20 protein-coding genes and 1 riboswitch are annotated in these 23,940 nt (G+C 59.6%); of the genes, 6 read left to right on the top strand and 14 right to left on the bottom strand.

What is annotated here, in order from left to right; all coding sequences use genetic code 11:
• Nucleotides 1–41: 41 nt before the first annotated feature.
• Nucleotides 42–1,475, bottom strand: coding sequence for a type I glutamate--ammonia ligase (glnA, locus tag QP909_RS00365; RefSeq protein ID WP_284765733.1), 1,434 nt, complete (start codon nucleotides 1,473–1,475; stop codon nucleotides 42–44).
• Between the two features lie 118 nt (nucleotides 1,476–1,593).
• On the opposite strand from glnA, the gene QP909_RS00370 reads away from it, so the two are divergent.
• Nucleotides 1,594–2,067 (top strand): RDD family protein, encoded by a 474-nt coding sequence (locus tag QP909_RS00370; RefSeq protein ID WP_049377713.1) that lies wholly within the window; start codon nucleotides 1,594–1,596, stop codon nucleotides 2,065–2,067.
• A gap of 75 nt (nucleotides 2,068–2,142) precedes the next feature.
• Here QP909_RS00370 and QP909_RS00375 read toward each other — a convergent pair whose 3' ends face one another.
• The 7 genes from QP909_RS00375 to sucB all read right to left on the bottom strand — a co-directional run bounded on the left by QP909_RS00375 (nucleotide 2,143) and on the right by sucB (nucleotide 11,812).
• The gene (locus QP909_RS00375) at nucleotides 2,143–2,928 is read right to left on the bottom strand and encodes a DUF4191 domain-containing protein (protein ID WP_239273549.1); all 786 of its coding nucleotides are present in this window, start codon (nucleotides 2,926–2,928) and stop codon (nucleotides 2,143–2,145) included.
• A gap of 81 nt (nucleotides 2,929–3,009) precedes the next feature.
• Entirely contained in the window at nucleotides 3,010–4,074 is a 1,065-nt protein-coding gene (lipA, locus tag QP909_RS00380) for a lipoyl synthase (RefSeq protein ID WP_284765921.1), read from the bottom strand.
• Nucleotides 4,075–4,201: 127 nt separating this feature from the next.
• The gene (gene lipB, locus QP909_RS00385; RefSeq protein WP_284765734.1) at nucleotides 4,202–5,005 is read right to left on the bottom strand and encodes a lipoyl(octanoyl) transferase LipB; all 804 of its coding nucleotides are present in this window, start codon (nucleotides 5,003–5,005) and stop codon (nucleotides 4,202–4,204) included.
• A gap of 80 nt (nucleotides 5,006–5,085) precedes the next feature.
• Nucleotides 5,086–5,478 carry a glycine cleavage system protein GcvH gene (gene gcvH / locus QP909_RS00390; RefSeq protein ID WP_005324433.1) on the bottom strand — a complete coding sequence of 131 codons (393 nt, stop codon included), beginning with the start codon at nucleotides 5,476–5,478 and terminating at the stop codon, nucleotides 5,086–5,088.
• A 36-nt stretch (nucleotides 5,479–5,514) separates the two neighbouring features.
• Complete coding sequence (gcvT, locus tag QP909_RS00395; RefSeq protein WP_284765735.1) at nucleotides 5,515–6,627, bottom strand: glycine cleavage system aminomethyltransferase GcvT; 1,113 nt, start codon at nucleotides 6,625–6,627, stop codon at nucleotides 5,515–5,517.
• Nucleotides 6,628–6,629: 2 nt separating this feature from the next.
• Entirely contained in the window at nucleotides 6,630–9,473 is a 2,844-nt protein-coding gene (gene gcvP, locus QP909_RS00400) for an aminomethyl-transferring glycine dehydrogenase (protein WP_284765736.1), read from the bottom strand.
• Between the two features lie 293 nt (nucleotides 9,474–9,766).
• A complete protein-coding gene (gene sucB / locus QP909_RS00405) occupies nucleotides 9,767–11,812 on the bottom strand; it encodes a 2-oxoglutarate dehydrogenase, E2 component, dihydrolipoamide succinyltransferase (protein ID WP_284765737.1) in 2,046 nt (681 codons plus the stop codon).
• 125 nt (nucleotides 11,813–11,937) lie between these two features.
• Here sucB and QP909_RS00410 point away from each other — a divergent pair, with 125 nt between their 5' ends.
• Nucleotides 11,938–12,348 (top strand): oxidoreductase, encoded by a 411-nt coding sequence (locus QP909_RS00410; RefSeq protein WP_284765738.1) that lies wholly within the window; start codon nucleotides 11,938–11,940, stop codon nucleotides 12,346–12,348.
• Here QP909_RS00410 and thiC read toward each other — a convergent pair.
• The 3 genes from thiC to QP909_RS00425 form a co-directional block, all read right to left on the bottom strand.
• Nucleotides 12,340–14,121 (bottom strand): phosphomethylpyrimidine synthase ThiC, encoded by a 1,782-nt coding sequence (gene thiC, locus QP909_RS00415; protein WP_284765739.1) that lies wholly within the window; start codon nucleotides 14,119–14,121, stop codon nucleotides 12,340–12,342. The two genes, QP909_RS00410 and thiC, sit on opposite strands and share 9 nt — an antisense overlap.
• Nucleotides 14,120–14,230: riboswitch (TPP riboswitch) on the bottom strand. Its footprint overlaps the gene before it by 2 nt.
• A 315-nt stretch (nucleotides 14,231–14,545) precedes the next feature.
• The gene (locus QP909_RS00420; RefSeq protein WP_284765740.1) at nucleotides 14,546–15,082 is read right to left on the bottom strand and encodes an isochorismatase family protein; all 537 of its coding nucleotides are present in this window, start codon (nucleotides 15,080–15,082) and stop codon (nucleotides 14,546–14,548) included.
• A gap of 38 nt (nucleotides 15,083–15,120) precedes the next feature.
• Nucleotides 15,121–16,608 (bottom strand): leucyl aminopeptidase, encoded by a 1,488-nt coding sequence (locus tag QP909_RS00425; protein WP_284765741.1) that lies wholly within the window; start codon nucleotides 16,606–16,608, stop codon nucleotides 15,121–15,123.
• 104 nt (nucleotides 16,609–16,712) lie between these two features.
• On the opposite strand from QP909_RS00425, the gene QP909_RS00430 reads away from it, so the two are divergent.
• A complete protein-coding gene (locus QP909_RS00430; RefSeq protein ID WP_502868548.1) occupies nucleotides 16,713–17,810 on the top strand; it encodes a branched-chain amino acid aminotransferase in 1,098 nt (365 codons plus the stop codon).
• A gap of 7 nt (nucleotides 17,811–17,817) precedes the next feature.
• Here the strand turns inward: QP909_RS00430 and QP909_RS00435 are convergent, their stop codons facing one another.
• Both QP909_RS00435 and QP909_RS00440 read right to left on the bottom strand, forming a co-directional pair.
• The gene (locus QP909_RS00435; RefSeq protein ID WP_284765743.1) at nucleotides 17,818–18,612 is read right to left on the bottom strand and encodes a nicotinate-nucleotide--dimethylbenzimidazole phosphoribosyltransferase; all 795 of its coding nucleotides are present in this window, start codon (nucleotides 18,610–18,612) and stop codon (nucleotides 17,818–17,820) included.
• 11 nt (nucleotides 18,613–18,623) lie between these two features.
• Complete coding sequence (locus QP909_RS00440) at nucleotides 18,624–19,316, bottom strand: DUF3043 domain-containing protein (protein ID WP_284765744.1); 693 nt, start codon at nucleotides 19,314–19,316, stop codon at nucleotides 18,624–18,626.
• 141 nt (nucleotides 19,317–19,457) lie between these two features.
• Here QP909_RS00440 and QP909_RS00445 point away from each other — a divergent pair, with 141 nt between their 5' ends.
• Nucleotides 19,458–19,802, top strand: a complete 345-nt coding sequence (locus QP909_RS00445; protein ID WP_005324455.1) for a HesB/IscA family protein — start codon at nucleotides 19,458–19,460, stop codon at nucleotides 19,800–19,802.
• A gap of 64 nt (nucleotides 19,803–19,866) precedes the next feature.
• Here the strand turns inward: QP909_RS00445 and asnB are convergent, their stop codons facing one another.
• On the bottom strand, nucleotides 19,867–21,789 hold the full coding sequence (gene asnB / locus QP909_RS00450) for an asparagine synthase (glutamine-hydrolyzing) (RefSeq protein ID WP_284765745.1): 1,923 nt from the start codon (nucleotides 21,787–21,789) through the stop codon (nucleotides 19,867–19,869).
• Between the two features lie 390 nt (nucleotides 21,790–22,179).
• Here asnB and ctaC point away from each other — a divergent pair, with 390 nt between their 5' ends.
• The gene (ctaC, locus tag QP909_RS00455; protein WP_005324460.1) at nucleotides 22,180–23,253 is read left to right on the top strand and encodes an aa3-type cytochrome oxidase subunit II; all 1,074 of its coding nucleotides are present in this window, start codon (nucleotides 22,180–22,182) and stop codon (nucleotides 23,251–23,253) included.
• 19 nt (nucleotides 23,254–23,272) lie between these two features.
• The gene (gene ctaF / locus QP909_RS00460) at nucleotides 23,273–23,704 is read left to right on the top strand and encodes an aa3-type cytochrome oxidase subunit IV (RefSeq protein ID WP_005328946.1); all 432 of its coding nucleotides are present in this window, start codon (nucleotides 23,273–23,275) and stop codon (nucleotides 23,702–23,704) included.
• The last annotated feature ends 236 nt before the right edge of the window (nucleotides 23,705–23,940 follow it).

The raw sequence follows: 23,940 nt of genomic DNA on the forward strand, positions 1-23,940 counted from the left end.
CGGAAAGCCGGTGGCGAGAGGGGGCGTCGGCAAGCGCAGCTCTAGCAGTCGTAGTACATTTCAAATTCCTGCGGGGTAGGACGCAGGCGGACCGGGTTGATCTCGTTCTCGTACTTGTAGTTGATGTAGGTCTCGATGAGGTCTTCGGTGAAGACATCGCCTTCGGTGAGGAAGTCCATGTCCTCCTGCAGGGCCTTCAGGGAAGCCTCGAGGGAGGTCGGCGCCTGCGGGATGGACTCAGCCTCTGCTGGCGGCAGCTCGTAGAGGTCCTTATCAACTGGAGCGTGCGGCTCGATGCGGTTCTTTACGCCGTCGATGCCGGCCATCATCATGGCGGCAAAGCCCAAGTAAGGGTTGCCGGATGGGTCCGGTGCGCGGAACTCGATGCGCTTGGCCTTCGGGTTGGAACCGGTAATCGGGATACGGATGGCAGCCGAGCGGTTGCGCTGGGAGTACACCAAGTTAATCGGGGCCTCGAAGCCCGGCACCAAGCGGTGGTAGGAGTTCAGCGTCGGGTTGGTGAACGCAAGAACGGCACCAGCGTGGTGGAGGATGCCACCGATGTAGTAGCGGGCGATATCGGAAAGGCCTGCGTAGCCAGCCTCGTCGTGGAAGAGAGGCTTGCCGTCCTTCCATAGGGACATGTGGGCGTGCATACCGGAACCATTATCGCCGGCCAGCGGCTTGGGCATGAAGGTTGCGGTCTTGCCCCACTGCGCCGCGGTCTGCTTAATCACGTACTTGAAGGTCTGAATGTCATCGCCCGCGTGCAACATGGAGTTGAAGCGGTAGTTGATCTCATTCTGGCCGGCGCCGACCTCGTGGTGGAAGCGCTCGATTTGGAAGCCAACCTTTTGCAGGTTCTCTACCATGGCGTCGCGTACCTCACCGTGCTTGTCATACGGCGCGGTGGGGAAGTAGCCGCCCTTCAGGCGGGTCTTGTAGCCGGTGTTCGGGGTGCCGTCGAAGTTGGTCTCGCTATCGCGATTCCACCAGCCTTCATCGGAGTCAACCTCGTAGAAGCCGTGCTGGACGTCGGTGCCAAAGCGCACGGAGTCAAAGAGGTAGAACTCGGCCTCAGCGCCGAAGTTGCAAGTATCGGCAATGCCGGTGGACTGCAGGTACTCTTCCGCCTTGCGCGCGATGTTGCGCGGGTCGCGGGAGAAAGGCTCAAAGGTAAATGGGTCGTGGACGAAGAATTTGATGTTCAGGGTCTTGGCCGTGCGGAACGGATCGATATGCGCGGTGGCTGGATCCGGCAGCAGGGTCATATCGGACTCATCAATGGTGGTGAATCCGCGGATTGAGGAGCCGTCGAAGGCAAGGCCATTTTCGGCATCTTCTACGGTGAACTCATCTGCTGGGATGGAAAAGTGGTGCTCGGTGCCTGGGACGTCCGTAAAGCGGATATCGACGAACTTTACGTCCTCGTCCTTAATAAATTGGACGATGTCCTGCACTGTCTCGAAAGACACGTTTGTCTCCTCGTTGTTGACCGGTGAATTGTCTCTCTATAGCCTACTAGGTTCCCACCGTTGGCATCGCGATTCCCCTCGTTTCACATCTCACTTTGTGCCCGCTAGATTGGTGAGCATGGCAGATAAGCGTACGTGGCTCGACGGGCCGAATATTCCGGGCGAATACGATGACATGGAAGGCCCCGGCCGCTGGCCGGGCGAAAAGCTCGGCCTTCCGGAGTCCGGGCCGGGATCACTGGCCCCCGTTGGTCGCCGCGCCGGCGCTGTGGCGATTGACTGGATCGTGTGCATGCTCATCGCCAACCTCATCCACATGTTTACTACGGAACTCGGCGGTGTGGCTTTCTTGGGCTACGCCCTGTGGGTCATCATGGGCATTGTGTGTGGCTGGCTCTTTGCCCGCACCCCCGGCATGCTGCTGCTGGGGATGGGCGTGGCGCGACTCGACGTCCCCGGTGCCCGCGTGGGCCTATGGCGCGCGGCGCTGCGCACGGTGCTCACCGGTGTGCTGTTCCCAGCGGCCATGGTTGATGCGGATGGACGCGGCATGCACGACCGCGCCACCGGCACCATCGTCATTCGCTCCTAAGGTGCCCGACTTTTCTGGGCATAAGAAAATCCCTGCTACGCCGTCGACGGTGTAGCAGGGATTAGCTTTAGGCGCTTATTTATTCTTCTTGCGCTGCTGGGCGCGGCGCATGCGGCGGTTCATGCCGGCCATGTTCTGGGCCTGGTGGGGCATTGGGCCCTTGGGCATGCCCGGGGTGGTACCCGGCATGGAATCCATGGCCTCGATGCGGCGGATGTTGTCGTAGGTTTCGTTCTTATTGAAGTTGCGCGGCAGCTTCATGACCTTATTGCGCAGCTTGGATACGGGAACCTCGTCCTCGCCGTTGCCCACGAAGATCTCGTAGATGGGAACGCCGCCGGCGATCTTGTCTACACGCTTCTTAAGCTGGTTCAAGGTGGGGCGTACGCGGTTCTTATTGCCCTCGCAAACGAAGATGACGCCGGCGTTGCCGATGACGCGGTGGATAAGATCCTGTTGGCGGGTGGCGGCCACACCGGTCTTTACGGACCACACGATGCCCACGGTATTGCGCAGCTGCTGCTCCAGCGCCCAGCCGGCAGCGCCCGGCTGGTCTTCTACGCGCTTGTACATATCGCGCTCAAGGCGGCGGGTAAAGAGGAACATGGCGAGCAGCGCGCCGATGCCCAAGCCGAGGATGAGCATGAACCACTGGCCGCTAAAAAGCAGGCCAATGAGGAAGAAGAGCAAGCCCATGCCCAGGAAGGCACCCAGCATGATGGGGATAAGCGCCTTATCCTGCTTGCGCTGCATATTGAATGCTTGCCACATCTGGGACCAGGTTTGCTTACGCTGCTGGCGCTTGGCCGCGCGTTCTTGCTTCTTTGCAGCCTTTAGTGCTGCCTTGTCATCTTTCGCCATGGCTCCTACTTTAAAGGTCAACGGGCATAAATGTTAAAACGGCCCACGCGAAAAGCGCAGGCCGTTATGAAAACGTTCGGTTTAGCGGATGGTGGCCGCCGCCGAATTCGCATTAGCCGGGGTCTTGGCCATGCGGGTGGTCACAGGAGTCTCTTCCGAGGGGCCGTACTTCTCCAGCAGGGTGGAGGCCTCTTGGGCGGTGGCACCCTGGGAGGTCTCGGCCAGGTGCTTGAGGTTTTCTGGCAGCTCGAAGCCGCGCTTTTCCATGGCCTGCACGTAGAGGCGGCCGGCGCGGTAGGACGAGCGCACCAGAGGGCCGGACATGACGCCGCCGAAGCCGAGCTCCTTGGCCAGCTTGGAGTGGGCGACGAATTCCTCTGGGCGCACCCAGCGCTCAATTGGGTGGAAGCGCGGGCCGGGGCGCAGGTACTGGGTGATGGTGATGATATCGCAGCCGGCAGAGCGCAGGTCACGCAATGCTTCTTCGACCTCATCCTCGGTCTCGCCCATGCCCAGGATCAGGTTGGACTTGGTAATCAGGCCATAGTCGTGGGCCTGGCGGATAACGTCCAGGGAACGCTCGTAGCGGAAGGCCGGGCGGATGCGCTTAAAGATGCGCGGCACGGTTTCCAGGTTGTGGGCAAAGACCTCCGGCTTGGCCTCGAAGACCTCCTCGAGCAGGTCCGGCTTGCCGGAGAAATCCGGGGTGAGGTTTTCCACGCCGGTATGCGGGTTAAGCTCGTGAATCTTGCGCACGACCTCGGCGTAGAGCCATGCGCCCTCATCCGGGAGATCGTCGCGGGTAACGCCGGTAATGGTGGTGTAGTTAAGGTCCATCTCCTGGATGTTTTCGGCCACGCGGCGCGGCTCGTCGCGGTCGAGTTCTTCCGGCTTGCCGGTGGCAATATCGCAGAAGTCGCAGCGGCGGGTGCATTTATCGCCACCGATAAGGAACGTAGCCTCGCGGGATTCCCAACACTCGTGGATATTCGGGCAGCCTGCCTCTTGGCACACGGTGTGCAGGGATGCGCCGGCCACGCGGGACTTCATGTCCTCGTAGCCCGGACCAGTGCGGACCTGGTTGCGAATCCAGCGTGGCTTTTGTTCGATGGGTGACTCCGCATTCTTCTTTTCAATGCGGAGCATCTTGCGTCCTTCAGGCTTTACAGTCACAAAAACTCACTTTATCGGTTGATGGTGGTGATGGCTAATAGCTCTTCTAGGTATAAGTCGGCAGGGTCACATCCTATTCCGCGCCAGCCCCGAACGAGGGCTAGTGCCGCGCTTGCCGACGCCTCTCCCGTGCCCTTTCATTGGCCAGCTTCGTGGGATCCGGGGCTGAGCCGAAGGTGTGGTCAGCAACAATGAGGCGGCCCGAGAGGGCGTCGTCCAGCGCTTGCAACAGCGGCTGGGTGGCGTCCTCGAGGCTGACTTGGTGGCCCAGTTCTAAGGACAGAGTGGTCACGTCGGCGTCGTCGATGCCGCAGGCCACGATGTGGTCGTAGTATTCCAGCGTATTGCAGCAATTGAGCGCCAAGCCGTGCATGGTCACCCCGCGGGTAATACGGATGCCCAGCGCGGCAATTTTGCGGTCGCGCTTCGGGGCAGCCGGATCCTTGGCCTGGGTGGTGGAGGGGACCCAGACACCCGAGCGGCCATCGATGCGCCCAGCGGTGGGCACCCCCATCTGGCGAACCGTCTGGATGGTGGCTTCCTCCAAGCGGCGGACATAGTCGACGACGTCGACAGGCTCTGCCAGCTTGATAATGGGGTAGATGACCAACTGGCCCTCGCCATGCCAGGTAATGCGCCCGCCGCGGTCCACGGTGATAACAGGCAGGCCATTATCCGGCATATCCTCTGGCTGGGTGCGCTTGCCGGCGGTATAGATATTGGGATGCTCGACCACGAGCACCACGTCGCCCTGCTCGCCCTTGGCACGGGCGGCCGCTACCTCGGCCTGGTAATCCCACGCCTCCTGGTAGTCCATCCGGCCCAGGAAACGGACCTCTAGTGGCTTATCGGAGGCGCGGATAGAGCGCTCGGCGGGGAAGAAAGGATCGCGTGGTGCAGTCATAGCCTCAAAGTTTCCTCTGGTGCGGTGGGCAAAGCAAAGCGGGAGGATGCGCGTGGCACACCCTCCCGCGTGGGGCCGAATTAGTCTAGGCCGTTAGCGGATGCGTAGGCGGCGGCATCCATGAGCTCGCCTGCCTCATCTACCTCGACCTCGAAGAGCCAGCCCTCACCAAACGGATCGTTGTTGATGACCGCGTAGTCATCGTGCACGGCCTCGTTGACGGCCTTGACGGTGCCGGTGACAGGGGAGTAGAGGTCAGAGACGGACTTGGTGGATTCGACTTCGCCGCAGGACTCGCCGGCGGTGACGGTATCGCCCACCTCCGGTAGCTCGGCAAAGACAACCTCGCCCAGGCGATCGGCAGCGACGGAGGTAATGCCGATGCGCACGGTAGCGCCTGCGACGGCGTCAGCGGTGGCGTTGACCCACTCGTGGTCTTCGGAGTAGGAGAAATCTTGTGGAAGGGTAGCCATGGTGATGTAGTCCTTTCGGGCTGGTTGAGAAAGTGTTTACTTATCGCGCTTGTAGAACGGCAACGCGGTTACTTCAAAAGGATAGCGCTTGCCGCGGATCTCTACTTCGACTTCGGCGCCGGGCTCGAGTTCGGCGCTGGTTTCCAGCAGCGCGATGGCAACTGGGTGTCCCAGGGTGGGGGAAGGCTGGCCGGAGGTGACCGTTCCGACCTTCTTGTCTCCCACGAATACTTCGGCTCCGGCGCGCGCGGCGCGGCGCTGCGTGGAGGTGAGACCGGTGATAGCCACCTGTGGGCCTTCGGCGGCGCGCTGGCGGATGACCTCGGCGCCGACGAAATCGGCCTCCTTCTTGGCAAAGGCACGCGCCATGCCCGCCTCTACCGGGGTGATATCGCGAGAGAGCTCGTTGCCGTAGAGCGGCATGCCGGCCTCGAGGCGCAGGGAATCGCGGGCGGCAAGACCGCACGGCTTGAGGTCGTATTCCGCACCGGCCTTGAGGAGTTCTTCCCACAGCTGCGGGGCATCGGAGTTATACACGATGAGCTCGAAGCCGTCCTCACCGGTGTAGCCGGTGCGCGCGATAATGGCGAAGGTGCGCGCTACCTTGCCCATGGTGGCGGCGTAGTAGCCGAGGTTATATACCTCGTCCTGCTTATTGTCTTCTACCAGCGGGACGAGGATTTCTGCGGCCTTAGGGCCCTGGACGGCGATCATGGCGACGTCACGGGACTCGTTCTTCAGGGAAACATCGAAGCCCTCGGCGCGCTTATTGAGCTCGTCCCATACGGTATCGGCGTTGCCGGCATTCGGGACGACGAGGAATTTGTCCTCTTCAAAGCGGTAGGTAATCAGGTCATCGATGATGCCGCCGTCCTCAGCGGTAATCATGGAGTACTTGGCCTTGCCTACCTTGAGGGGCTCGAAGTTGGAGATGAAGGCATAGGACAAGAACGCGCCGGCGTCGGCGCCGTTGACCCAGATTTCGCCCATGTGGGACAGGTCAAAGAGGCCAGCGGTGCCGCGCACCGCGCGGTGCTCATCCAGCTCGTTCTGGTACTTCAAGGGCATGTTCCACGGGCCGAAGGCCGTGAAAGTGGCGCCGAGCTTTTCGTGCTCGGCATGAAGCGGGGAGGTGAGTAGTTCGGTCATGGTTACTCCTCAGAATCGTCGATGTCGAAAGCTTCTGGTGGTGGGCAGCTGCAGACCAGGTTGCGGTCGCCGTAGGCCTCGTCGATGCGGCGCACCGGCGGGAAGTACTTGTAGCTGTGGCGCAGGGATTTCACGGGCCACGCTGCCTTTTCGCGGCTGAAGGCGAACTCCCACGTATCGGAGCCGATGGACTCCGCGGTAAATGGTGCGTGGTGGATAACGGAGCCTTCGTAGGACACCTCGCCGTCGATGATCTCTTGGATCTCGGCGCGAATGGTGCGCATAGCCTCAATGAAGCGGTCCAGCTCGCCCAGGTCTTCAGACTCGGTGGGCTCGACCATGAGGGTTCCGGCCACAGGGAAGGCAAGGGTGGGGGCGTGGAAACCAAAGTCCACGAGGCGCTTGGCTACGTCGGCTGCGGTGACCCCGGAGGCGTCGGTAAGCGCGCGCAGATCCAGGATGCACTCGTGCGCCACCAAGCCAGCGTTGCCGGTGTAGAGCACAGGGAAGGAATCTTCCAAGGACTTGGCCAGGTAGTTCGCGCCCAAAATGGCGTGGGCGGAGGCCTGGGCCAGTCCCTGCGCACCGGTCATAGCTAGGTATGCCCAGGAAATCGGCAGCACACCCGCTGAGCCGTACTTGGTATTGGTAATTGGCACGCCCTGACCTACCGGGGTAGCGATGGTGGCATCCAGCTGCGGATCCGCGGCGTTGGTGGGCAGGAAGGGGATGAGGTGCTCGGCCACTGCGACCGGGCCCACGCCTGGGCCGCCACCGCCATGCGGAATGGTAAAGGTCTTGTGCAGGTTGAGGTGGGAAACATCGCCGCCGAACTGGCCTGGGCGGGCCCAGCCGGTCAGCGCGTTCATATTCGCACCGTCGATGTAGACCTGGCCGCCCACAGCGTGGACCTTATCGCATACGTCGCGGACCTCCGGATCAAAGACACCGTGAGTGGACGGGTAGGTCACCATGATGCCGGCGATGTGGTTGCCGTGCTTGGCAATCTTCTCATCCAAATCCGCCAGGTCAATAGAGCCGTCCTCGGCGGTCTTCACCACAACAACGCGCAGGTTGGCCAGCGTTGCCGAAGCCGCATTGGTCCCGTGCGCGGAGGCTGGAATGAGCACTACATCGCGCTCGTTATCGCCGTTGGCCACGTGGTAGCGGCGGATGGCCAAAAGACCCGCCAGCTCGCCCTGGGAACCGGCATTGGGCTGGATGGAGACCTTGGCATAACCAGTGACCTCGGCCAGCCAGCCCTCAATCTCTTCTACCAAGGCGCGCCAACCGGCGGTCGTTTCCTCTGGTGCGTAGGGGTGGATGCCTGCAAACTCCGGCCAGGAAATCGGCTCCATGGCGGCGGTGGGGTTGAGCTTCATGGTGCAGGAGCCCAGCGGAATCATGGTGCGGTCGAGCGCCAAGTCCTTATCGGCCAGCTTGCGCAGGTAGCGCAGCATCTGGGTCTCGGAATGGATGCGGTTGAAGATCTCGTGCTGGAGTGGCTCCTCGCCACGCTGCAGGTTCTCCGGCAGGGCGAAGTCAGCCTCAGCAGATTCGGCGCCGAAGGCTTGGGCGAGCTTGGCGACGTCCTCCTTGGTCGCCGACTCACCAAAGGACACCGATACCTTGTCCTCGCCGATGGTGCGCACGAGGTAGCCCTCCTTCTGGAGGTCAGCTTTGATGGTGGCGGCGTCTACGCCGGCGACGGTAACGGTGTCGAAGAAGTCCTCGGACACTAGTTGCTTTCCGGCGTCCTTAACGGACTGCGCAAAGGAGGAAGCGAGCGCGTGGACGCGCTGGGCAATGGCTTTGAGACCTTGCGGGCCGTGGTAGACGGCGTACATGGAGGCGACGTTGGCCAGTAGCGCCTGCGCGGTACAGATATTAGAGGTGGCGCGTTCGCGGCGAATGTGCTGCTCGCGGGTCTGCAGTGCCAGGCGGTAAGCGGGGCGTCCATCCGCGTCCTTGGACACGCCTACGATGCGGCCAGGCATCTGGCGCTTCAGCTTTTCCGTGACCGCCATGTAGGCCGCGTGCGGGCCGCCGAAGAAGAGCGGAACGCCAAAGCGCTGGGAAGAACCGAGCACAATATCGGCGCCCAGCGAGCCAGGTGCCTCCAGCAGGAGCAGCGAAAGCGGGTCAGTGGCGACGGTAGCCAGTGCGCCGCGGGTGTGCACCTCCTCGATGACGGTGGAGGGATCAAAGATATCGCCCTCGGTACCGGTGTAGGCGATTACTGCGCCGATGAGATCCTCGCCCACGAGGCCTTCGCGCAGGTCTACGATTTCTACCTCGAGGTCAATCGCGCGGGCGCGCTCCGCGGCGACGGTAAGCACCTGCGGGTGCAGACGAGAATCCAGCACCACGCGGCGCCCCTTCTTGACCGCGCGGGACATAAGCCCCACGGCTTCCGCGGTGGCAGAGGCCTCATCCAGCAAGGATGCATTCGCGATGGGCAGACCGGTCAGGGACTCAATCATGGTCTGGAAGTTCAGCAGCGCTTCCAGACGACCCTGGGAGATCTCTGGCTGATACGGGGTGTAGGCGGTGTACCATCCCGCATCTTCCAATAAACCGCGGCGGATGACCGCGGGAGTGAGGGTGTCAGAAAAGCCTTGTCCGTAGAAGGACTTCAGCACGGTGTTCTGGTTGGCGTACTCCCGCAATGTAGCCTGCGCCTCATCTTCCGAGAGTGCCTCAGGAAGCTGAGGCAGTTCTGCGGCGCGGATCTTTGACGGAATGGCGGCATCGACCAGCGCGTCCACGCTGTCGTAGCCTACCTTCGCAAGCATGGTGGCCTGCTCCGTAGAATCCGGCCCTAGGTGGCGGGAGATGAATTCCATGTCAGTGAGACTCCTTAATAGGGGGACAGTGGCTGTAACCGCCCCAATTATATGTTTAACAATGGGTGAGCCGATCCCCCTTTGGGAACTTTTATGCGCCGCGTCACTGTATAGGGCTGCGCCTAGTGCGCTCACCATGGGCTTAGGGGCAAGGCACCCTCAACACCTCGAATAAAAGATGATGGATTAGTCCGGTGATTGTGGATCCATCACCCCCACTTGGCACCCCAGACATAGCTAAAGCCTCTTAGCCCCGCGGTGGGGCTAAGAGGCTTTAAGCGGCGATAGAACCTTTAGACTTCGAGGTCTGCCTGGAAGTCTGCGGTCTGCAGGCGATCCTTGATGGTGGTGATGAAGCGGCCTGCGTCCGCACCGTCAACTACCTGGTGATCGTAGGTGAATGGCAGGTAGCACATCTGGCGGATGGCGATGGCGTCCTGGCCGTTCTCGTTGACAACGACTGGGCGCTTTTCGATAGCCGCGGTGCCCAGGATGCCGGCCTGTGGCGGAACCAAGATCGGGGTATCGAGCATGGCGCCCTCGGAACCGATGTTGGTCACGGTGAAGGTAGCACCGGTGAGATCGTTCGGCTTCAGCTTGTTATTGCGGGCCTTATCAGCCAGCTCTGCAATCTGCTGAGCGATCTGCGGCAGGGTCATGTCCTGTGCCTTGTGGATGACCGGGGTGAGCAGACCCTTCGGGGTGTCAACGGCGATAGCGATGTTGACGTCCGAGTGATAAGTCATCTCCTTGGTCTCTGGGTTGTAGGACGCATTGACGTTCGGGTGGGAGACCAGAGCCTCGGCGGTAGCCTTCACGATGAATGGCAGGAAGGACAGGTTGGCACCGTGCTTGTCGATGAACGCCTGCTTGTTCTTCTTGCGCATATCCCAGATGGCAGTCATGTCGACTTCCTGGACGTGGGTAAGCTGCGCGGAAATCTGCAGCGCCTCGACCATCTTGGCGGCGGTGATTTCGCGGATGCGGTTGACCTTCTGGGTGGTGCCGATGAGCTCCTGCTTGGCCGGATCCACGGACTTGGTGGACCAACGTGCGCGTGGGGAGTTATCGGACTGTGCGCCAGACTTGGCAGGTGCATCGCCCTCGCCAGCAGCGGCGAGCACGTCCTGCTTGCGGATACGGCCGCCCACGCCGGTGCCCTCAACGGTGTTGAGGTCTACGCCGTGCTTTTCAGCCAGCTTGCGTACCAGCGGGGTGACATAAGGAACGTTATCGCCATTGTTTACCTTGGCGGAGGTGTTCAGGGAGGAATCCTGCTTGGACTCCTTCTTCTCCTCAGCCTTCGGTTCTGGCTTCTTCTCTTCCTTTTCTTCTGCCTTGGGCTCTTCCTTCTTTTCTTCCTGTGGCTCTGGCTTGGCCTCGGAGGAGGATGCGGTGGCGTTTTCGTCGCCGATGCGGGCGATGACTTCGCCGACCTCGATGGTGTCGTCCTCGTCTGCGAGGATTTCTACCAGGGTGCCTGCTACTGGGGAAGGAATTTCGGTGTCGACCTTGTCGGTGGAGACCTCGAGCAGTGGCTCGTCTACCTCGACGGTGTCGCCTACGGACTTGAGCCACTGCGTGATGGTGCCTTCGGTGACGGACTCGCCGAGTTCTGGCATTTCCACGTCGGCTGCGTCGCCGGAGCCGCTGTTGGAGGAGTCAGCCTTTGGCTCTTCCTTTTCTTCTGCCTTGGGCTCTTCCTTCTTTTCTTCCTGTGGCTCTGGCTTGGCCTCGGAGGAGGATGCGGTGGCGTTTTCGTCGCCGATGCGGGCGATGACTTCGCCGACCTCGATGGTGTCGTCCTCGTCTGCGAGGATTTCTACCAGGGTGCCTGCTACTGGGGAAGGAATTTCGGTGTCGACCTTGTCGGTGGAGACCTCGAGCAGTGGCTCGTCTACCTCGACGGTGTCGCCAACGGACTTGAGCCACTGCGTGATGGTGCCTTCGGTGACGGACTCGCCGAGTTCTGGCATTTCCACGTCGGCTGCGTCGCCGGAGCCGCCGTTGGAGGAGTCAGCCTTCGGCTCTTCCTTAGCTTCTTCTGCTTCTTCCTCGCTCTTATCAGCGGAGGAGTCGTTGGATGCGGAGCCTGCCTCATCCTCGTCACCGATGATGGCGATGACCTCGCCAACCTCGATGGTGTCATCCTCGTCAGCCTTAATTTCAATAATGGTGCCGGCTACGGGGGAGGGGATTTCGGTATCGACCTTATCGGTGGAGACCTCGAGCAATGGTTCGTCTACCTCGACGGTATCGCCGACGGACTTGAGCCACTGCGTGATGGTGCCTTCGGTTACGGATTCGCCCAGCTCGGGCATCTCAACGGAGTTCGCCATGAGTTATAAGACTCCTCGAAAGTTGGAAGTGTTCTATCGCTACCCGACAATCTTACAGCGTGTTGCTCACCCTCGTGCAGATGTGGGGTTAGTAACTACCCTCCTTCCGGGTAAGCTAGGCAATTATGTTCAACCCTTTCCGCCGCAATAAGTCCAGATCGTCGCTGCGACCACCCCGCGGACCGGGGGAGACGGTCCGCCCGGAAGACGCGCAGGATTTGCAACAATGGGCCGCCGGAAAGGCTTTTGTAGAAGCCTTTGTGGAGCCGGAAACGGTAGTCAATGAGATGTCCGTTGTCGTTGTGGATGAACACGGCGATTTTATCCGGCGCCGTATTGGCGGGCCGAAAGGAATTGATGCGGTGGCCAAACTTTTGAGCTGCGATATTTATGACGTGGAAGAAACCGGCTATCCGCAGCGTATGCGCGATCGCATGGAAAGGCAGCGCATCTTGCGCAAAAGGGAAGAACAAAGGCAACGCCGCGCCCGATTTGAGCGCGGCGAAAATCCCGATACAGGGCGAGAGCTAAGCTAGGTCAGCATCCTCGCGTAAATAAATTTGAGACCCGTTGCGGCGGAATTCAGCGGATTTTTCCTGCATACCTTCCTCTGGTGCTGAGCCGTGGGCTGCCGCACGGACCTGGTCGCCCAGCGTCGGCATGCCCAACTCTGCCATTTGCCCGCCGAACATCTCGCGGATGTCTTGGCTAATGCGCATGGAGCAGAATTTCGGCCCACACATGGAACAAAAGTGTGCGGTCTTTGCTGGCTCAGCAGGCAACGTTTCATCGTGATAGGCCTGAGCGGTCTCTGGATCGAGGGAGAGCGCAAATTGGTCATTCCAGCGAAATTCAAAGCGCGCCTTGCTCATGGCATCGTCCCATGCGCGGGCGCCTGGATGTCCCTTGGCAACGTCCGCTGAGTGCGCCGCAATCTTATAAGTAATGACACCAGTTTTTACATCATCGCGGTTGGGCAGTCCCAAGTGCTCCTTCGGCGTGACATAGCACAACATGGCCGTACCACCCATTGCGATATGGGCGGCACCGATGGCGGAAGTGATGTGATCATAGCCAGGGGCGATATCGGTAACTAGAGGGCCGAGGGTATAGAAGGGGGCATCTGAAGCCCAGTCCTGTTCGAGTTCGTTGTTTTCTTGAATCATGTTGAGCGGCACGTGTCCGGGGCCTTCCACCATGACTTGGACGTCATACTCCCAGGCGCGGCGGGTAAGTTCGCCAATAGTCTTTAGCTCTGCAAATTGGGCAGCGTCGTTGGCATCGGCAAGGCTGCCGGGGCGCAGGCCGTCGCCAAGCGAAAATGCGACATCGTATTGAGCGAAAATCTCGCATAGCTCATCGAAGTGCTCGTACAGAAATGACTCTTTGTGGTGAGCAAGGCACCATCCCGCCATGATGGAGCCACCGCGGCTGACAATGCCGGTCACGCGATTGCTTGCTAGCGGTACATACGCCAAGAGCACACCGGCGTGAATGGTCATATAGTCCACACCCTGTTCGCATTGCTCGATGACGGTATCGCGGAAGATTTCCCAGTTCAGATCCTCTGCCACACCATTGACCTTTTCCAATGCTTGGTAAATAGGCACGGTGCCAATGGGAACTGGGGAATTGCGCAGAATCCACTCGCGGGTGGTGTGGATATCGTCACCAGTGGAAAGATCCATTACGGTGTCCGCGCCCCACTGGGTAGCCCAGCGCAGTTTGGACACTTCTTCCTCGATGGAGGAGGTAACCGCGGAGTTACCAATATTGGCGTTGATTTTGGTGAGAAATTTTCGCCCAATGATCATGGGCTCAGACTCGGGGTGGTTGACATTATTAGGGATAATGGCGCGGCCGCGAGCTACCTCAGCGCGAACGAATTCCGGATCGCAGTGCTCACGCAGTGCTACGAATTCCATTTCGCGGGTGATGATTCCTTGGCGGGCGTAGTGCATTTGGGTTACGCGGCGCCCGGGCTGAGCCTTTAGCGGCGTGCGCTTAGAGCCTTTCCACTCTTGGGAAGACGCCCCGCGGCGCTGTGCGGCACGTCCATCGTCAGCCAGCTCGCGGCCGCGACCGGCGTACTCTTTGGTATCTGCGCGCTCGCTAATCCACTCGCTGCGCAGGGCCGGTAGCCCCACTTCAGGTGCGCATTCTGGCCCACGCGTGCGGTAGACGCGGAAGGGCTCATTGGGACCTTGTGGGGAATCATCCAGTTGGATTTCGGTCTCTGGAACTTCTAGACCGTCGTGGTGAATGGGGGAATAGGAATGCTTAGGGTGGTTTTCTGGGGCAGCCGTCATGGCAAGCGCTCCTCTCTTCCTTCGTAGGTATTAACCAAACAGGTTCGAACGGTCTATGCGCAGCTTTAACGCACTCTCAGCCCGTGCTCGGGCACCCGTGGGGACGCAGATCACCCTATAACAATCGTCTCGCGCAGCGCAGGTCTTTCGCCGTTTGGGTGGAGACGCAATTGTCGAGGTGAGGTAGAGGAGCCTTAGTGGCATCCTTCGACAGGAAACTTCCAGGATCTTTCCATCCATATCCAATATCGGTATTCCATACTTAATTCATGCGTTTGAGAGAGCGCATGCGAGAGAGATAGAGAGAACCCCTCCCGTTTCCAGAGGGCGGCTGCTTTAGCCGATAGATGGAAACACCTTGTAGAGAGACGCCAGCGGCCCTCGGACCAGATTCGGTTCGAGGGCCGTAGGCGTTTTCATGTGTTTAGCAGATGGTGGCGCCGGCAGCTGCCAATTCCTGCAACGCAGTCTCGCCACGGGCATCATCAACGGGGGAGCAATACTCACGCAGTACGCGGACGGTAAAGCCCTCTTTAAGGGCGTCGGCGGCCGTGGCACGCACGCAGTGATCGGTGGCAATGCCCACGATATCCACGGCGTCTATGTGGCGCTCGCGCAACCAGTCAGCGAGCAAGGTGCCGTTCGCAGCGCCCTCGAATCCGGAATAGGCGGCGGTATATTCGCCCTTGCGGAAGTAGGCTTGCGCCGGCCCGATGGCCTCATGCATGGCCGCCCCGTGGGAGTCGGCTACGCAGTGCACTGGCCAAGAATCGACAAAATCCGGGTCCTTAGAAAAGTGAGAACCCGGATCGATATGCCAATCCTGCGTGGCTACGACGGTTTCGTAGTCCCGTTGCAGGGTAGCGATTTTTGCAGCGACCTCATTGCCCCGCTCGGTGCCTAAGGCGCCGCCGGGGCAGAAGTCATGTTGTACGTCAACGATGATTAGAGCAGGCTTCATGCTTCTAGGATTCTAAACGCACAAAGCCTGTTGTGGTGCTACTTTAATTCAGCAATCTCGCGCAGAGCGGCAACCACCGTGCGGGTGGGCACGCCGGTGCCCATCTTCGGGGTGTATCCATAAGCGCCCGTGGTGTTGAAGGAAGGGCCAGCCACATCGATATGGGCCCATTCGATTCCCTCGCCCACGAAGTGCTGGAGGTAGGTGCCGGCGTATTCCATGCCGCCCTCACGCTTGGCGTTGATATTGCGGATATCGGCGCTGGCGGATTTCACTGATTCTTCGTGTTCTTCCAGGAGCGGCATGGCCCAAGCCTTCTCGCCCACCTCGCGGCCGATCTCGGCCATGCGATCGCGGAATTCTTCCGAGCCCATTACACCGGCGGTGCGCTCACCCAAGGCGACCATCTGGGCGCCGGTCAAGGTAGCGGTTTCGATGAGGTAATCGGGGTTGTCCTCGCTGGCGCGCGCAATGGCGTCGGCAAGCACGAGGCGGCCCTCCGCGTCAGTGTTGAGAACCTCGGAGGTAATGCCGCCGTAGTGGGTGATGACGTCACCCGGGCGGGTAGCATCGCTGCCCGGCATGTTTTCCGCCAGTGGCAGGGTAGCGGTGATGCCCACCTTCAGGTTCAGCTTTGCTGCGGCGATGATGGCTGCGGCCATTGCAGCGGAACCGCCCATGTCAGAAATCATGTCCCACATCTTGGCGCCCGGCTTCAGGGAAATTCCGCCGGTATCAAAGGTAATGCCCTTGCCCACCAAAGCGACGTGTCGCTTGGCTTTCTTTGGCTTCCAGCTCAAGCGGACCAAGCGCGGCGGGCGGGCGGATCCGCGGCCGACGGCCATGATGCCACCAAAGCCCTGCTTTTCCAGCGCCTTTTCATCCAAGACCTCTACCTCAAGGCCGGCCTCTGCCGCTTGGGCAGACAGGAACGCGGCGTAGGTTTCTGGATAGAGCAGATTGGAAGGGGTATTGACGAGGTCGCGGGCGATGAGGACGGACTCGGCGGTAATCTTGGCGCTGTCGAACTCCTTTTGAGCGGACTTCTCCGCCACCACGGTGTAAGTGGTGGTCTCCGCGGCCGACTCGGAGCGCAGGCCAGAATACTTATAGCCGCCGAGGATAAGGCCTTCTACCACTGGGGTGATTCCAAAATCGCCCAGGGAGGTGGCTACGGCCCCCACCTTGGTGATAGAGCGGGCGGCTTGGCCGGCAGCGCGGCGCAGCGTCTCATCGTCAACTTCTTCCGCATCGCCCAAGCCAACGGCGATGATGGATGCTACGCCCGCCTTGGATGGGGCCGGCACGCGCGTGACCTCACCGGCCTTGCCAGAGGCCCCTACGGCCACCAGTGCTTCATAAGTGGAGCGCAGCGCCGCGCCCCCAAGCAGATCGGTGCCTGGCAGCTCGAGGCCGCCTTCGCCCTCGAAAGCGGCGATAAGTAGAGCTTCCGCCTTCTTAGGAACCTTCTTTCCCAGCTTTACCTGGGGAAAGTGGCCGCGTGCTGGTAGATCGGACTGTGCCATTTGTCTCCTCCTTTGTGGAAAGGCTTATCAATCTTCCCACCACTGTACCGCGCGGCGATGAACTTATTCCTGCCTCGCTATAGATAAAGGGGTAGATTGTGGGCATGCTTGATTACACGATTACTCGTACCGATAACCCCACGTCCGCGGAAGAATTGAGCGACATCCTCGCCTACCCCGGCTTTGGCAAGCACTTTACAGACCACATGGTAACCATTGACTGGACCGAAGAAAAGGGGTGGCACAATGCTCAGGTGTGCCCGTACGGTCCGATGAGTATGGACCCGGCCAGCAACGTATTCCATTATGGCCAGGCGATCTTTGAGGGTATCAAGGCCTACCGCCAGCCGGATGGTTCTATCGCTACTTTCCGGCCGGACCACAATGCGCAGCGCTTTATTAACTCCGCTGAGCGATTGGCTATGCCGGAGCTTCCGCAGGAGGAGTTTATTGAGTCCCTGCGCCAATTGGTTGAGGTGGATCAGAACTGGGTACCAGAAGCCGGCGGGGAAGCAGCGCTGTACCTGCGCCCGTTTATGATCTCCACCGAGGTCTCCTTGGGCGTTCACCCCGCCAATTCCTACCGCTACGTGCTCATTGCCTCCCCAGCGGGTTCCTACTTCAGCGGCGGAATCAAGCCGGTTTCGGTGTGGCTATCCACTGACTACGTGCGCGCAGCCCCTGGCGGCACCGGCGCGGCCAAGTTTGCGGGCAACTATGCAGGCTCGCTCTTGGCGCAGGCCCAGGCGGATGAAAAGGGGTGTGACCAGGTTGTCTGGTTGGATGCTATTGAGCGCCGCTACATCGAGGAGATGGGCGGAATGAACCTGATGTTTGTGTATGGCTCTGGTGATAGCGCGGAGATTGTTACACCAGAACTATCGGGCTCTTTGCTGCCCGGCATTACCCGCGAATCCCTATTGCAGGTAGCACAGGATGTGGGCTACAAGGTCACCGAGCGCCGCATTACTGCCGAAGAGTGGCAGCGCGATGCCGAATCCGGCGCTATGTCAGAGGCCTTTGCTTGTGGCACTGCCGCGGTTATTACGCCGGTGGGTCACGTGTTGGGAGACTCTGCCGACTTCCATGTCAATGGCAATGAAGCGGGGGAGATCACCATGGCCCTGCGCGAGCGCCTCACCGGTATCCAGCGCGGCGCAGTGGAGGATACCCACGGTTGGCTCCATACCCTAGTGAAGTAGTCCCCGGTTAGGCGTCTGCAGCGATCTCCACTCCGGTCAGCAGCAGTGGCAGCGCCGCGAGCGCGCCTAGCGCAGGTTGTGGCTCCATTCCCAGTTCAAGCAGGGGGTGGAGCCCCAGCTTTTCCAGTGCCAACTTATGCGCAGGGGCAGTGGACAGCGTGGTGGCGAAAAGCCATTCTTTCACGCCGGGGTTATCGCGCTCGGCAAGGAGCGCGGCGGTGGCGGTCAAGGGGGCATCGATAAGCAGGGGCGTACGGCGCTCCGCGGCTCGGGCAAGGAACCCCACCGTGGCTGCTAGCACCGTGGACTGGCATGATTCAACCAGCTCCATGCCTTCGAGGTTACGGGCGCGAAACATAGCGTCCCGGATAGCGCAGACCTCGCGCTTCCAGCCTTCCACGCTGCGCTGCTTGCCGACGATCACTACCGGCTCCGTCTGTGTCATAGTTGCCATTACCACGGCCGGTACTCGGGCGAGCTCTTCGCCGCCGGGAATCAGTAGGTCAGCCCCGGCATCAATTTCCGCATCCGCTGTTGCGGCTCCAAGGCTGTAGGCCTGGGAATAATCCGTCACGGTGACTACATTCAGCCCGGCCTCGGCGCGACGCGCAGCGGTCTCAGCGGCCGAAAGCGAGGTCTCTTGATCCGCGAAAATCACGGCCCGCACGCGCCGCGGCTCATGGGCAGGTGCCGCGCCTTGGCAAGCAGCCAGCCATTGAGCGGCGTCGGTCAGGCGCCCCCAAGGGGCGAGCTGTGCGTCCTGTGCGGTATGTGCCTGCTTATCGGGCTGCGGAATGGCCATGAGTAGTCCCCTTAAACGTCAGCGCCGAGCTCCACGCGGGGGCGCGGGATGCGCCACTTGCGCGGCTGGCTGGCGCGAGAATACGCATAAAAACCAAGGCTAAAGCCGGCTTCGGTCGTGCCGGGGAACTTGGCGCGCACGGCATTATTGCAGCGGCGGGCCAAAATGACGCCCTCGATGGCGAAGATAACGAGGATAACCATCGCTACCGCGTTGATGATTGTTGCAATGCTGGGTACCGCGTAGGTCAAGAACATGACCACGATGAGCACCAGGGCCATCGGCATGACCCAGTTGCTCAGGCTGCGGCGGGCATCCACCCAATCGCGCACATAGGCGCGCACTTCACCCTGGTCGCGGGCGGGGAGGAAGCGCGGATCGCCCTCTGCCATGCGGGCCTGCTGCTCGCGGTTGGCCTGCTGGCGCTCTTGGCGCTCCTTCTTCTTATATTCCTTCCACTCGTCCTTGCTCATGGACTTCTTCATGTCCTTGCGATGCTGGTAGCGCTGTGCTTCGGACATGCCGTTTGGATCGCGCTTTACGCCGCGCGCAATCTCTTGCTCTGCGCGCTTTGGCGTAGGACGACCCTTCGGTGGGGTGTAGCCCTTGCGCTGGGGCACTTCCTGAACTTCTGCCTGAGCTTTGTCCTGTACAGGAGCAGGCTCAGTGGAGGTCTTGTCATCTTTTTGCCACGGGAGTTTCACGTTCCTCACACTACAAGGTTTAGGTGTGAATAGGGGAATAGGCCCGGCCCAGATGGTGTTGTAGGTATGGGCTACCTTTTCCCACCTGAACTAACCGGGTAGGGTAGTGGCAACGAATCCAATACTTATTGAGGAGAAGTGATGACCGCTCCAGCTTCCGCAACCGGCGTCATTCTGACTGAAGCAGCAGCCGCAAAGGCAAAGGCGCTGCTTGATCAGGAAGGCCGCGACGATCTCTCTCTGCGCATTGCCGTCCAGCCTGGTGGCTGCGCTGGCCTGCGCTACCAGCTCTACTTTGATGACCGCACCTTGGACGGTGACAAGGTTGATCAGGTAGGCGGCGTAAACCTCGTTGTGGACAAGATGTCCGTTCCCTACCTGACCGGTGCCAAGATTGACTTCGCTGACACCATCGAGTCCCAGGGATTCACCATTGATAACCCGAATGCCACCGGCTCTTGCGCTTGTGGCGATTCCTTCAACTAAATAGAAGGACAGAAAAGAGGGTGGGTGCCACTGGCACCCACCCTCTTTTCTGCGTGGAAGGCTCTTAGAGCTTGACTGGGTAGTCGCGCTGCTCGATCTGCGGATCGATGCGCTTTTCCACAAAGATGCCGTGCCAGATCATAAAGGACAGCACGGTCCACAAGCGGCGGGAGTGATCAGAAACGCCATCGCGGTGCTCCTTGAGCATCTCGAGAACTTCCTTCTTATTAAAGATGTCCTCGGTCTGGGATTCATTGATGGTGTCCTGGGCCCAGCCATAAAGCTCATCGCCGGCCAGCCAGTGGCGCATCGGCACTGGGAAGCCCAGCTTCTTGCGATGCAGAACATGCGCCGGGACGATCTGCTCCATGGCCTTGCGCAGGGCGTACTTGGTGGTGCCGTGCGAAATCTTCAGGTCATAAGGGATGGATTCGGCAACCTTGAAGACTTCCTTGTCCAAGAAGGGCACGCGCAGCTCCAGCGAGTTGGCCATATTGATCTTATCGGCCTTGACCAGGATGTCACCGCGCATCCAAGTGAATAGATCCAAGTGCTGCATGCGGGCAACCGGATCAAAGTCCTCGGACTGGGCGTAGATGGGGGCGGTAACCTCGCGGTGGTCCCATTCTCGCTTTGCCCACGGGATAACGCGCTGCATCTGCTCAAAGTCGAAGGAACGAGCGTTGCCGTAGTAGCGCTCTTCCATCGTCATCGAGCCGCGATTAAGCAGTGACTTGCCCTTCATGCCCTCCGGTAGAACCTGGGAGAGCTTGCCCAGACCGCGACGCAGTGGGGACGGAATCTTCTCAAATGGGGCGAGGGACAGTGGTTCCTTGTAAATGGTGTAGCCGCCAAAGAGCTCGTCTGCGCCCTCGCCGGAGAGAACTACCTTGACGTGTTTGCGGGCCTCCTGCGCCACAAAGTAGAGCGGTACCAGCGAGGGATCGGCCACCGGATTGTCCAGGTACCACATGATCTTCGGGATGGACTCGGCATATTCTTCAGGGGATACAATCTTGACGATGTGCTCCACACCAATAGCTTCCGCAGACTCTGCCGCGACATCGACCTCAGAATATCCCTCGCGCTCGAAGCCGGTGGTAAAGGTCAGTAGATCTGGGTTGTGGCGCTTGGCCAGTGTGGCAATAGCGGTGGAGTCAATGCCGCCAGATAGGAAGGAACCCACGGTGACGTCGGCACGCATGTGCTTAGCGACGGAATCTTCGAGCGCCTCTGCAATGCGGTTAAACAGCTGCTGCTCTTCGCCTTGCTTTACCTGCTGCACAGGGAAACGGGGCTTGAAGTACCGCTCGGAGACGACATCTTCGCCCGGGCGAAGAGTGACAGTGCAGCCGGATTCAACACGGCGAATATTCGCGTGGAGAGATTCTGGCTCCGGGACATACTGCAGGTCCACATAGTGTTCAATGGCGCGTCGGTCAAGGTTGAGTTCTAGACCAATCTCGTCTGCCATTTCAAGGATGCACTTCATCTCGGAAGCGAAGACAGTGCCCGCCTCGGTAGTGGCGTAATACAGCGGCTTGATGCCAAATTGGTCACGAGCAGCAAACATCGTCTTGGTGTGAGTATCCCAGATGACGATGCCAAACATGCCGCGCAGGTGGTTAACCACATCCTTGCCCCAGTGGTGGTAGCCCACCACAATGGGCTCGCCATCACCCTCGGTGTGGAAGGTGTAGCCGAGACCGGTGAGCTCCTCGCGTAGCTCTACGTAGTTGTAGATTTCACCATTAAAGGTCATGGCGTAGCGGTCAGGCTGGTCCTTCGGGCCCCAGCGGAGGGGCTGATGGGAATGCTCCAAGTCAATAATGGACAGACGATTGAAGCCGAAGGCGGCATCGCCGTCATGCCACGTGCCGGCGGCGTCTGGACCGCGGTGGCGCATGCAGGGCAGGGATCGTTCCAGCGCATCAACGTACTTATCTACGTTGCCTGTGGCGGCGAGCATGCCAAGAAGTCCGCACATGTAAAGATTGCTCCTTATATATAAGCGTCTATTGCTAGTCACCCACTTTACGGCTAGAGAGCGTGAAACCAGAACACGCCACGGCTTAAGGAAACCTGCCGACTGCCTTGGAATTAGCTTCCCCGATAGGGGTGCGAACTTTCGGATGATGGCTCCACGAGAATCCTGTGAATTGGCGCACACGAAGCCTATGGATACTGGGGGTGCGGTTGGAACATTGTGCAGGTGGGGCGGTAACCTACCAGAAGGAGAATATGAAATGAGCACACTAGGTGCCCTTTTGTGCCTTTAAACAGGCTGGGAATCTGGCAATTATCCTCTATTCTGATTGGGTAAGAGTGCTCTGTGAGTATTCGAGAAGTTTTGTGTGGACAGAAAGGCAGAACACACGTGGGACAGCGTAATAAGCGCACCTTTGCCCGCAAGGCGGGCGTAGCTGGCGCACTTGCCCTGGGTGGACTCGCTCTGGCAGGTTGTGACGTTCAGGCACCAACTGCTGTAGAGAACCTCCTTGGATTCGGTTGGCCGAAGGGTATTACTCCTGAGGCAGAGGCCATGTACAACTTCTGGATTTGGGTCTGGGTTGCCGCATGGATCGTTGGTTTTATTATGTGGGGCCTGTTCCTCACCGCAATCTTCCGCTGGAGCGCGAAGAAGGCGAAGAAAGATGGCAAGGGCGAGTTCCCGCGCCAGATCCAGTACAACGTTCCGCTGGAGATGGTTCTGACCATCGTCCCGATCCTCATCATTATGGGCCTGTTCTTCTTCACCGTTCAGACTCAGCAGAAGGTCACTGCCTTGGATAAGGATCCGAAGGTTGTCGTTGACGTCACCGCGTTCCAGTGGAACTGGAAGTTTGGTTACGCCGAGAACCATGTCAATGGTGAGAACTACGACGGTGCCGACAAGGAGCGTCAGGCTGAGGCAGAGAAGACTGCTCACGACCCTGAGGGTGTGGACAACCCGAACCCAATCCACGGCAAGTCCATGGGCGACCTTTCCTACCTGAACTACAACAAGATTGAGACCGTCGGTACCACCGAAGAGGTTCCGGTTCTGGTTCTTCCTTCCGATACTGCGATTGAGTTCCGACTCGCTTCCGGCGACGTGTCACACGCATTCTGGGTACCGGAGTTCTTGTTCAAGCGCGACGTCTATGCGCACCCAGAGGCAAACGCTCAGGAGCGTAGCTTCCAGGTGGAAAAGATTGAGAAGCAGGGCGCATTCGTTGGCCGTTGTGCTGAGATGTGCGGTACTTACCACTCGATGATGAACTTTGAAATCCGCGTTGTCTCTCCGGAGGACTTCAACACCTACCTGAAGTTCCGCGAGGACAACCCAGAAGCCACCAACGCGGAAGCTCTGGAAGAAATCGGCCAGGACCCATACGCGGTAACCACCCACCCGTTCTCCGGCGAGCGTGACACCGCTAAGGGCGACAACTACGTAAACACCGCGGCATAAGAGATAAGGACACAACACAATGCGTGCAACATCGAAAGTCTTTTACTCAATCGCGACGTACCTTCTTGTCTCGCTGATTGTCTATATCTTCGGCGTCACCTTCGTTAAGGACGACGGCTACCTCTACGGTGCCGAGTGGGTTGGCATCGTGGGCATGTTCCTCGCCTTCCTGCTGTGCATGATGCTGGGTGCTTACCTTCACTTCACTGATGACCGCAGTGACGTCCTGCCAGAAGATTGGGAAGAGGCAGAAACTGAAGATGCCGCTGGTATCCTTGGTTTCTTCTCCCCAGGCTCCATCTGGCCGCTGGCTATGACTGGCGCCATTGGCCTCCTCGGCTTGGGAATCATTTTCCTCTACTTCTGGCTGATTGCCCTCGGCGCTGTCTGCCTCATCGCGGCCTGCACCGGCCTGTCCCTGCAGTACGGCCTACCGAAGGAAAAACACTAATTCCTCGATGTAAAGGAATCCCTGCCTAAAACTTCTCCGCCCTCCTAGCCATCATGGCTAGGAGGGCTTTGGCGATCCAGCGTCGTCTGTCGCGTCATAAAGTTCCCGAGATTTCTGAAAAGTTTTGCCGGTGGGGGAGTGACACCTGACTGTGTGACGTATTGTCGACTAGTCTTCTTCTGCATTCTGGCACGTAGAAGCCGATTTTAGCGGGGGTCGTTCGAAAGTTGTAAAGC

It is taken from the genome of Corynebacterium sp. MSK195 (assembly GCF_030228885.1).
GTDB lineage: Bacteria > Actinomycetota > Actinomycetes > Mycobacteriales > Mycobacteriaceae > Corynebacterium.

Bases quoted from the DNA above. Each gene is read 5' to 3' on its own strand.
- lipA (WP_284765921.1), bottom strand. From the start codon at position 4,074: ATGCTCCGCATTGAAAAGAAGAATGCGGAGTCACCCATCGAACAAAAG.
- QP909_RS00430 (WP_502868548.1), top strand. From the start codon at position 16,713: ATGCTTGATTACACGATTACTCGTACCGATAACCCCACGTCCGCGGAA.
- QP909_RS00435 (WP_284765743.1), bottom strand. From the start codon at position 18,612: ATGGCCATTCCGCAGCCCGATAAGCAGGCACATACCGCACAGGACGCA.
- lipB (WP_284765734.1), bottom strand. From the start codon at position 5,005: ATGACTGCACCACGCGATCCTTTCTTCCCCGCCGAGCGCTCTATCCGC.
- asnB (WP_284765745.1), bottom strand. From the start codon at position 21,789: ATGTGCGGACTTCTTGGCATGCTCGCCGCCACAGGCAACGTAGATAAG.
- thiC (WP_284765739.1), bottom strand. From the start codon at position 14,121: ATGACGGCTGCCCCAGAAAACCACCCTAAGCATTCCTATTCCCCCATT.
- gcvH (WP_005324433.1), bottom strand. From the start codon at position 5,478: ATGGCTACCCTTCCACAAGATTTCTCCTACTCCGAAGACCACGAGTGG.
- QP909_RS00425 (WP_284765741.1), bottom strand. From the start codon at position 16,608: ATGGCACAGTCCGATCTACCAGCACGCGGCCACTTTCCCCAGGTAAAG.
- gcvT (WP_284765735.1), bottom strand. From the start codon at position 6,627: ATGACCGAACTACTCACCTCCCCGCTTCATGCCGAGCACGAAAAGCTC.
- QP909_RS00375 (WP_239273549.1), bottom strand. From the start codon at position 2,928: ATGGCGAAAGATGACAAGGCAGCACTAAAGGCTGCAAAGAAGCAAGAA.
- gcvP (WP_284765736.1), bottom strand. From the start codon at position 9,473: ATGGAATTCATCTCCCGCCACCTAGGGCCGGATTCTACGGAGCAGGCC.
- sucB (WP_284765737.1), bottom strand. From the start codon at position 11,812: ATGGCGAACTCCGTTGAGATGCCCGAGCTGGGCGAATCCGTAACCGAA.
- QP909_RS00410 (WP_284765738.1), top strand. From the start codon at position 11,938: ATGTTCAACCCTTTCCGCCGCAATAAGTCCAGATCGTCGCTGCGACCA.
- QP909_RS00370 (WP_049377713.1), top strand. From the start codon at position 1,594: ATGGCAGATAAGCGTACGTGGCTCGACGGGCCGAATATTCCGGGCGAA.
- QP909_RS00420 (WP_284765740.1), bottom strand. From the start codon at position 15,082: ATGAAGCCTGCTCTAATCATCGTTGACGTACAACATGACTTCTGCCCC.
- ctaF (WP_005328946.1), top strand. From the start codon at position 23,273: ATGCGTGCAACATCGAAAGTCTTTTACTCAATCGCGACGTACCTTCTT.
- QP909_RS00445 (WP_005324455.1), top strand. From the start codon at position 19,458: ATGACCGCTCCAGCTTCCGCAACCGGCGTCATTCTGACTGAAGCAGCA.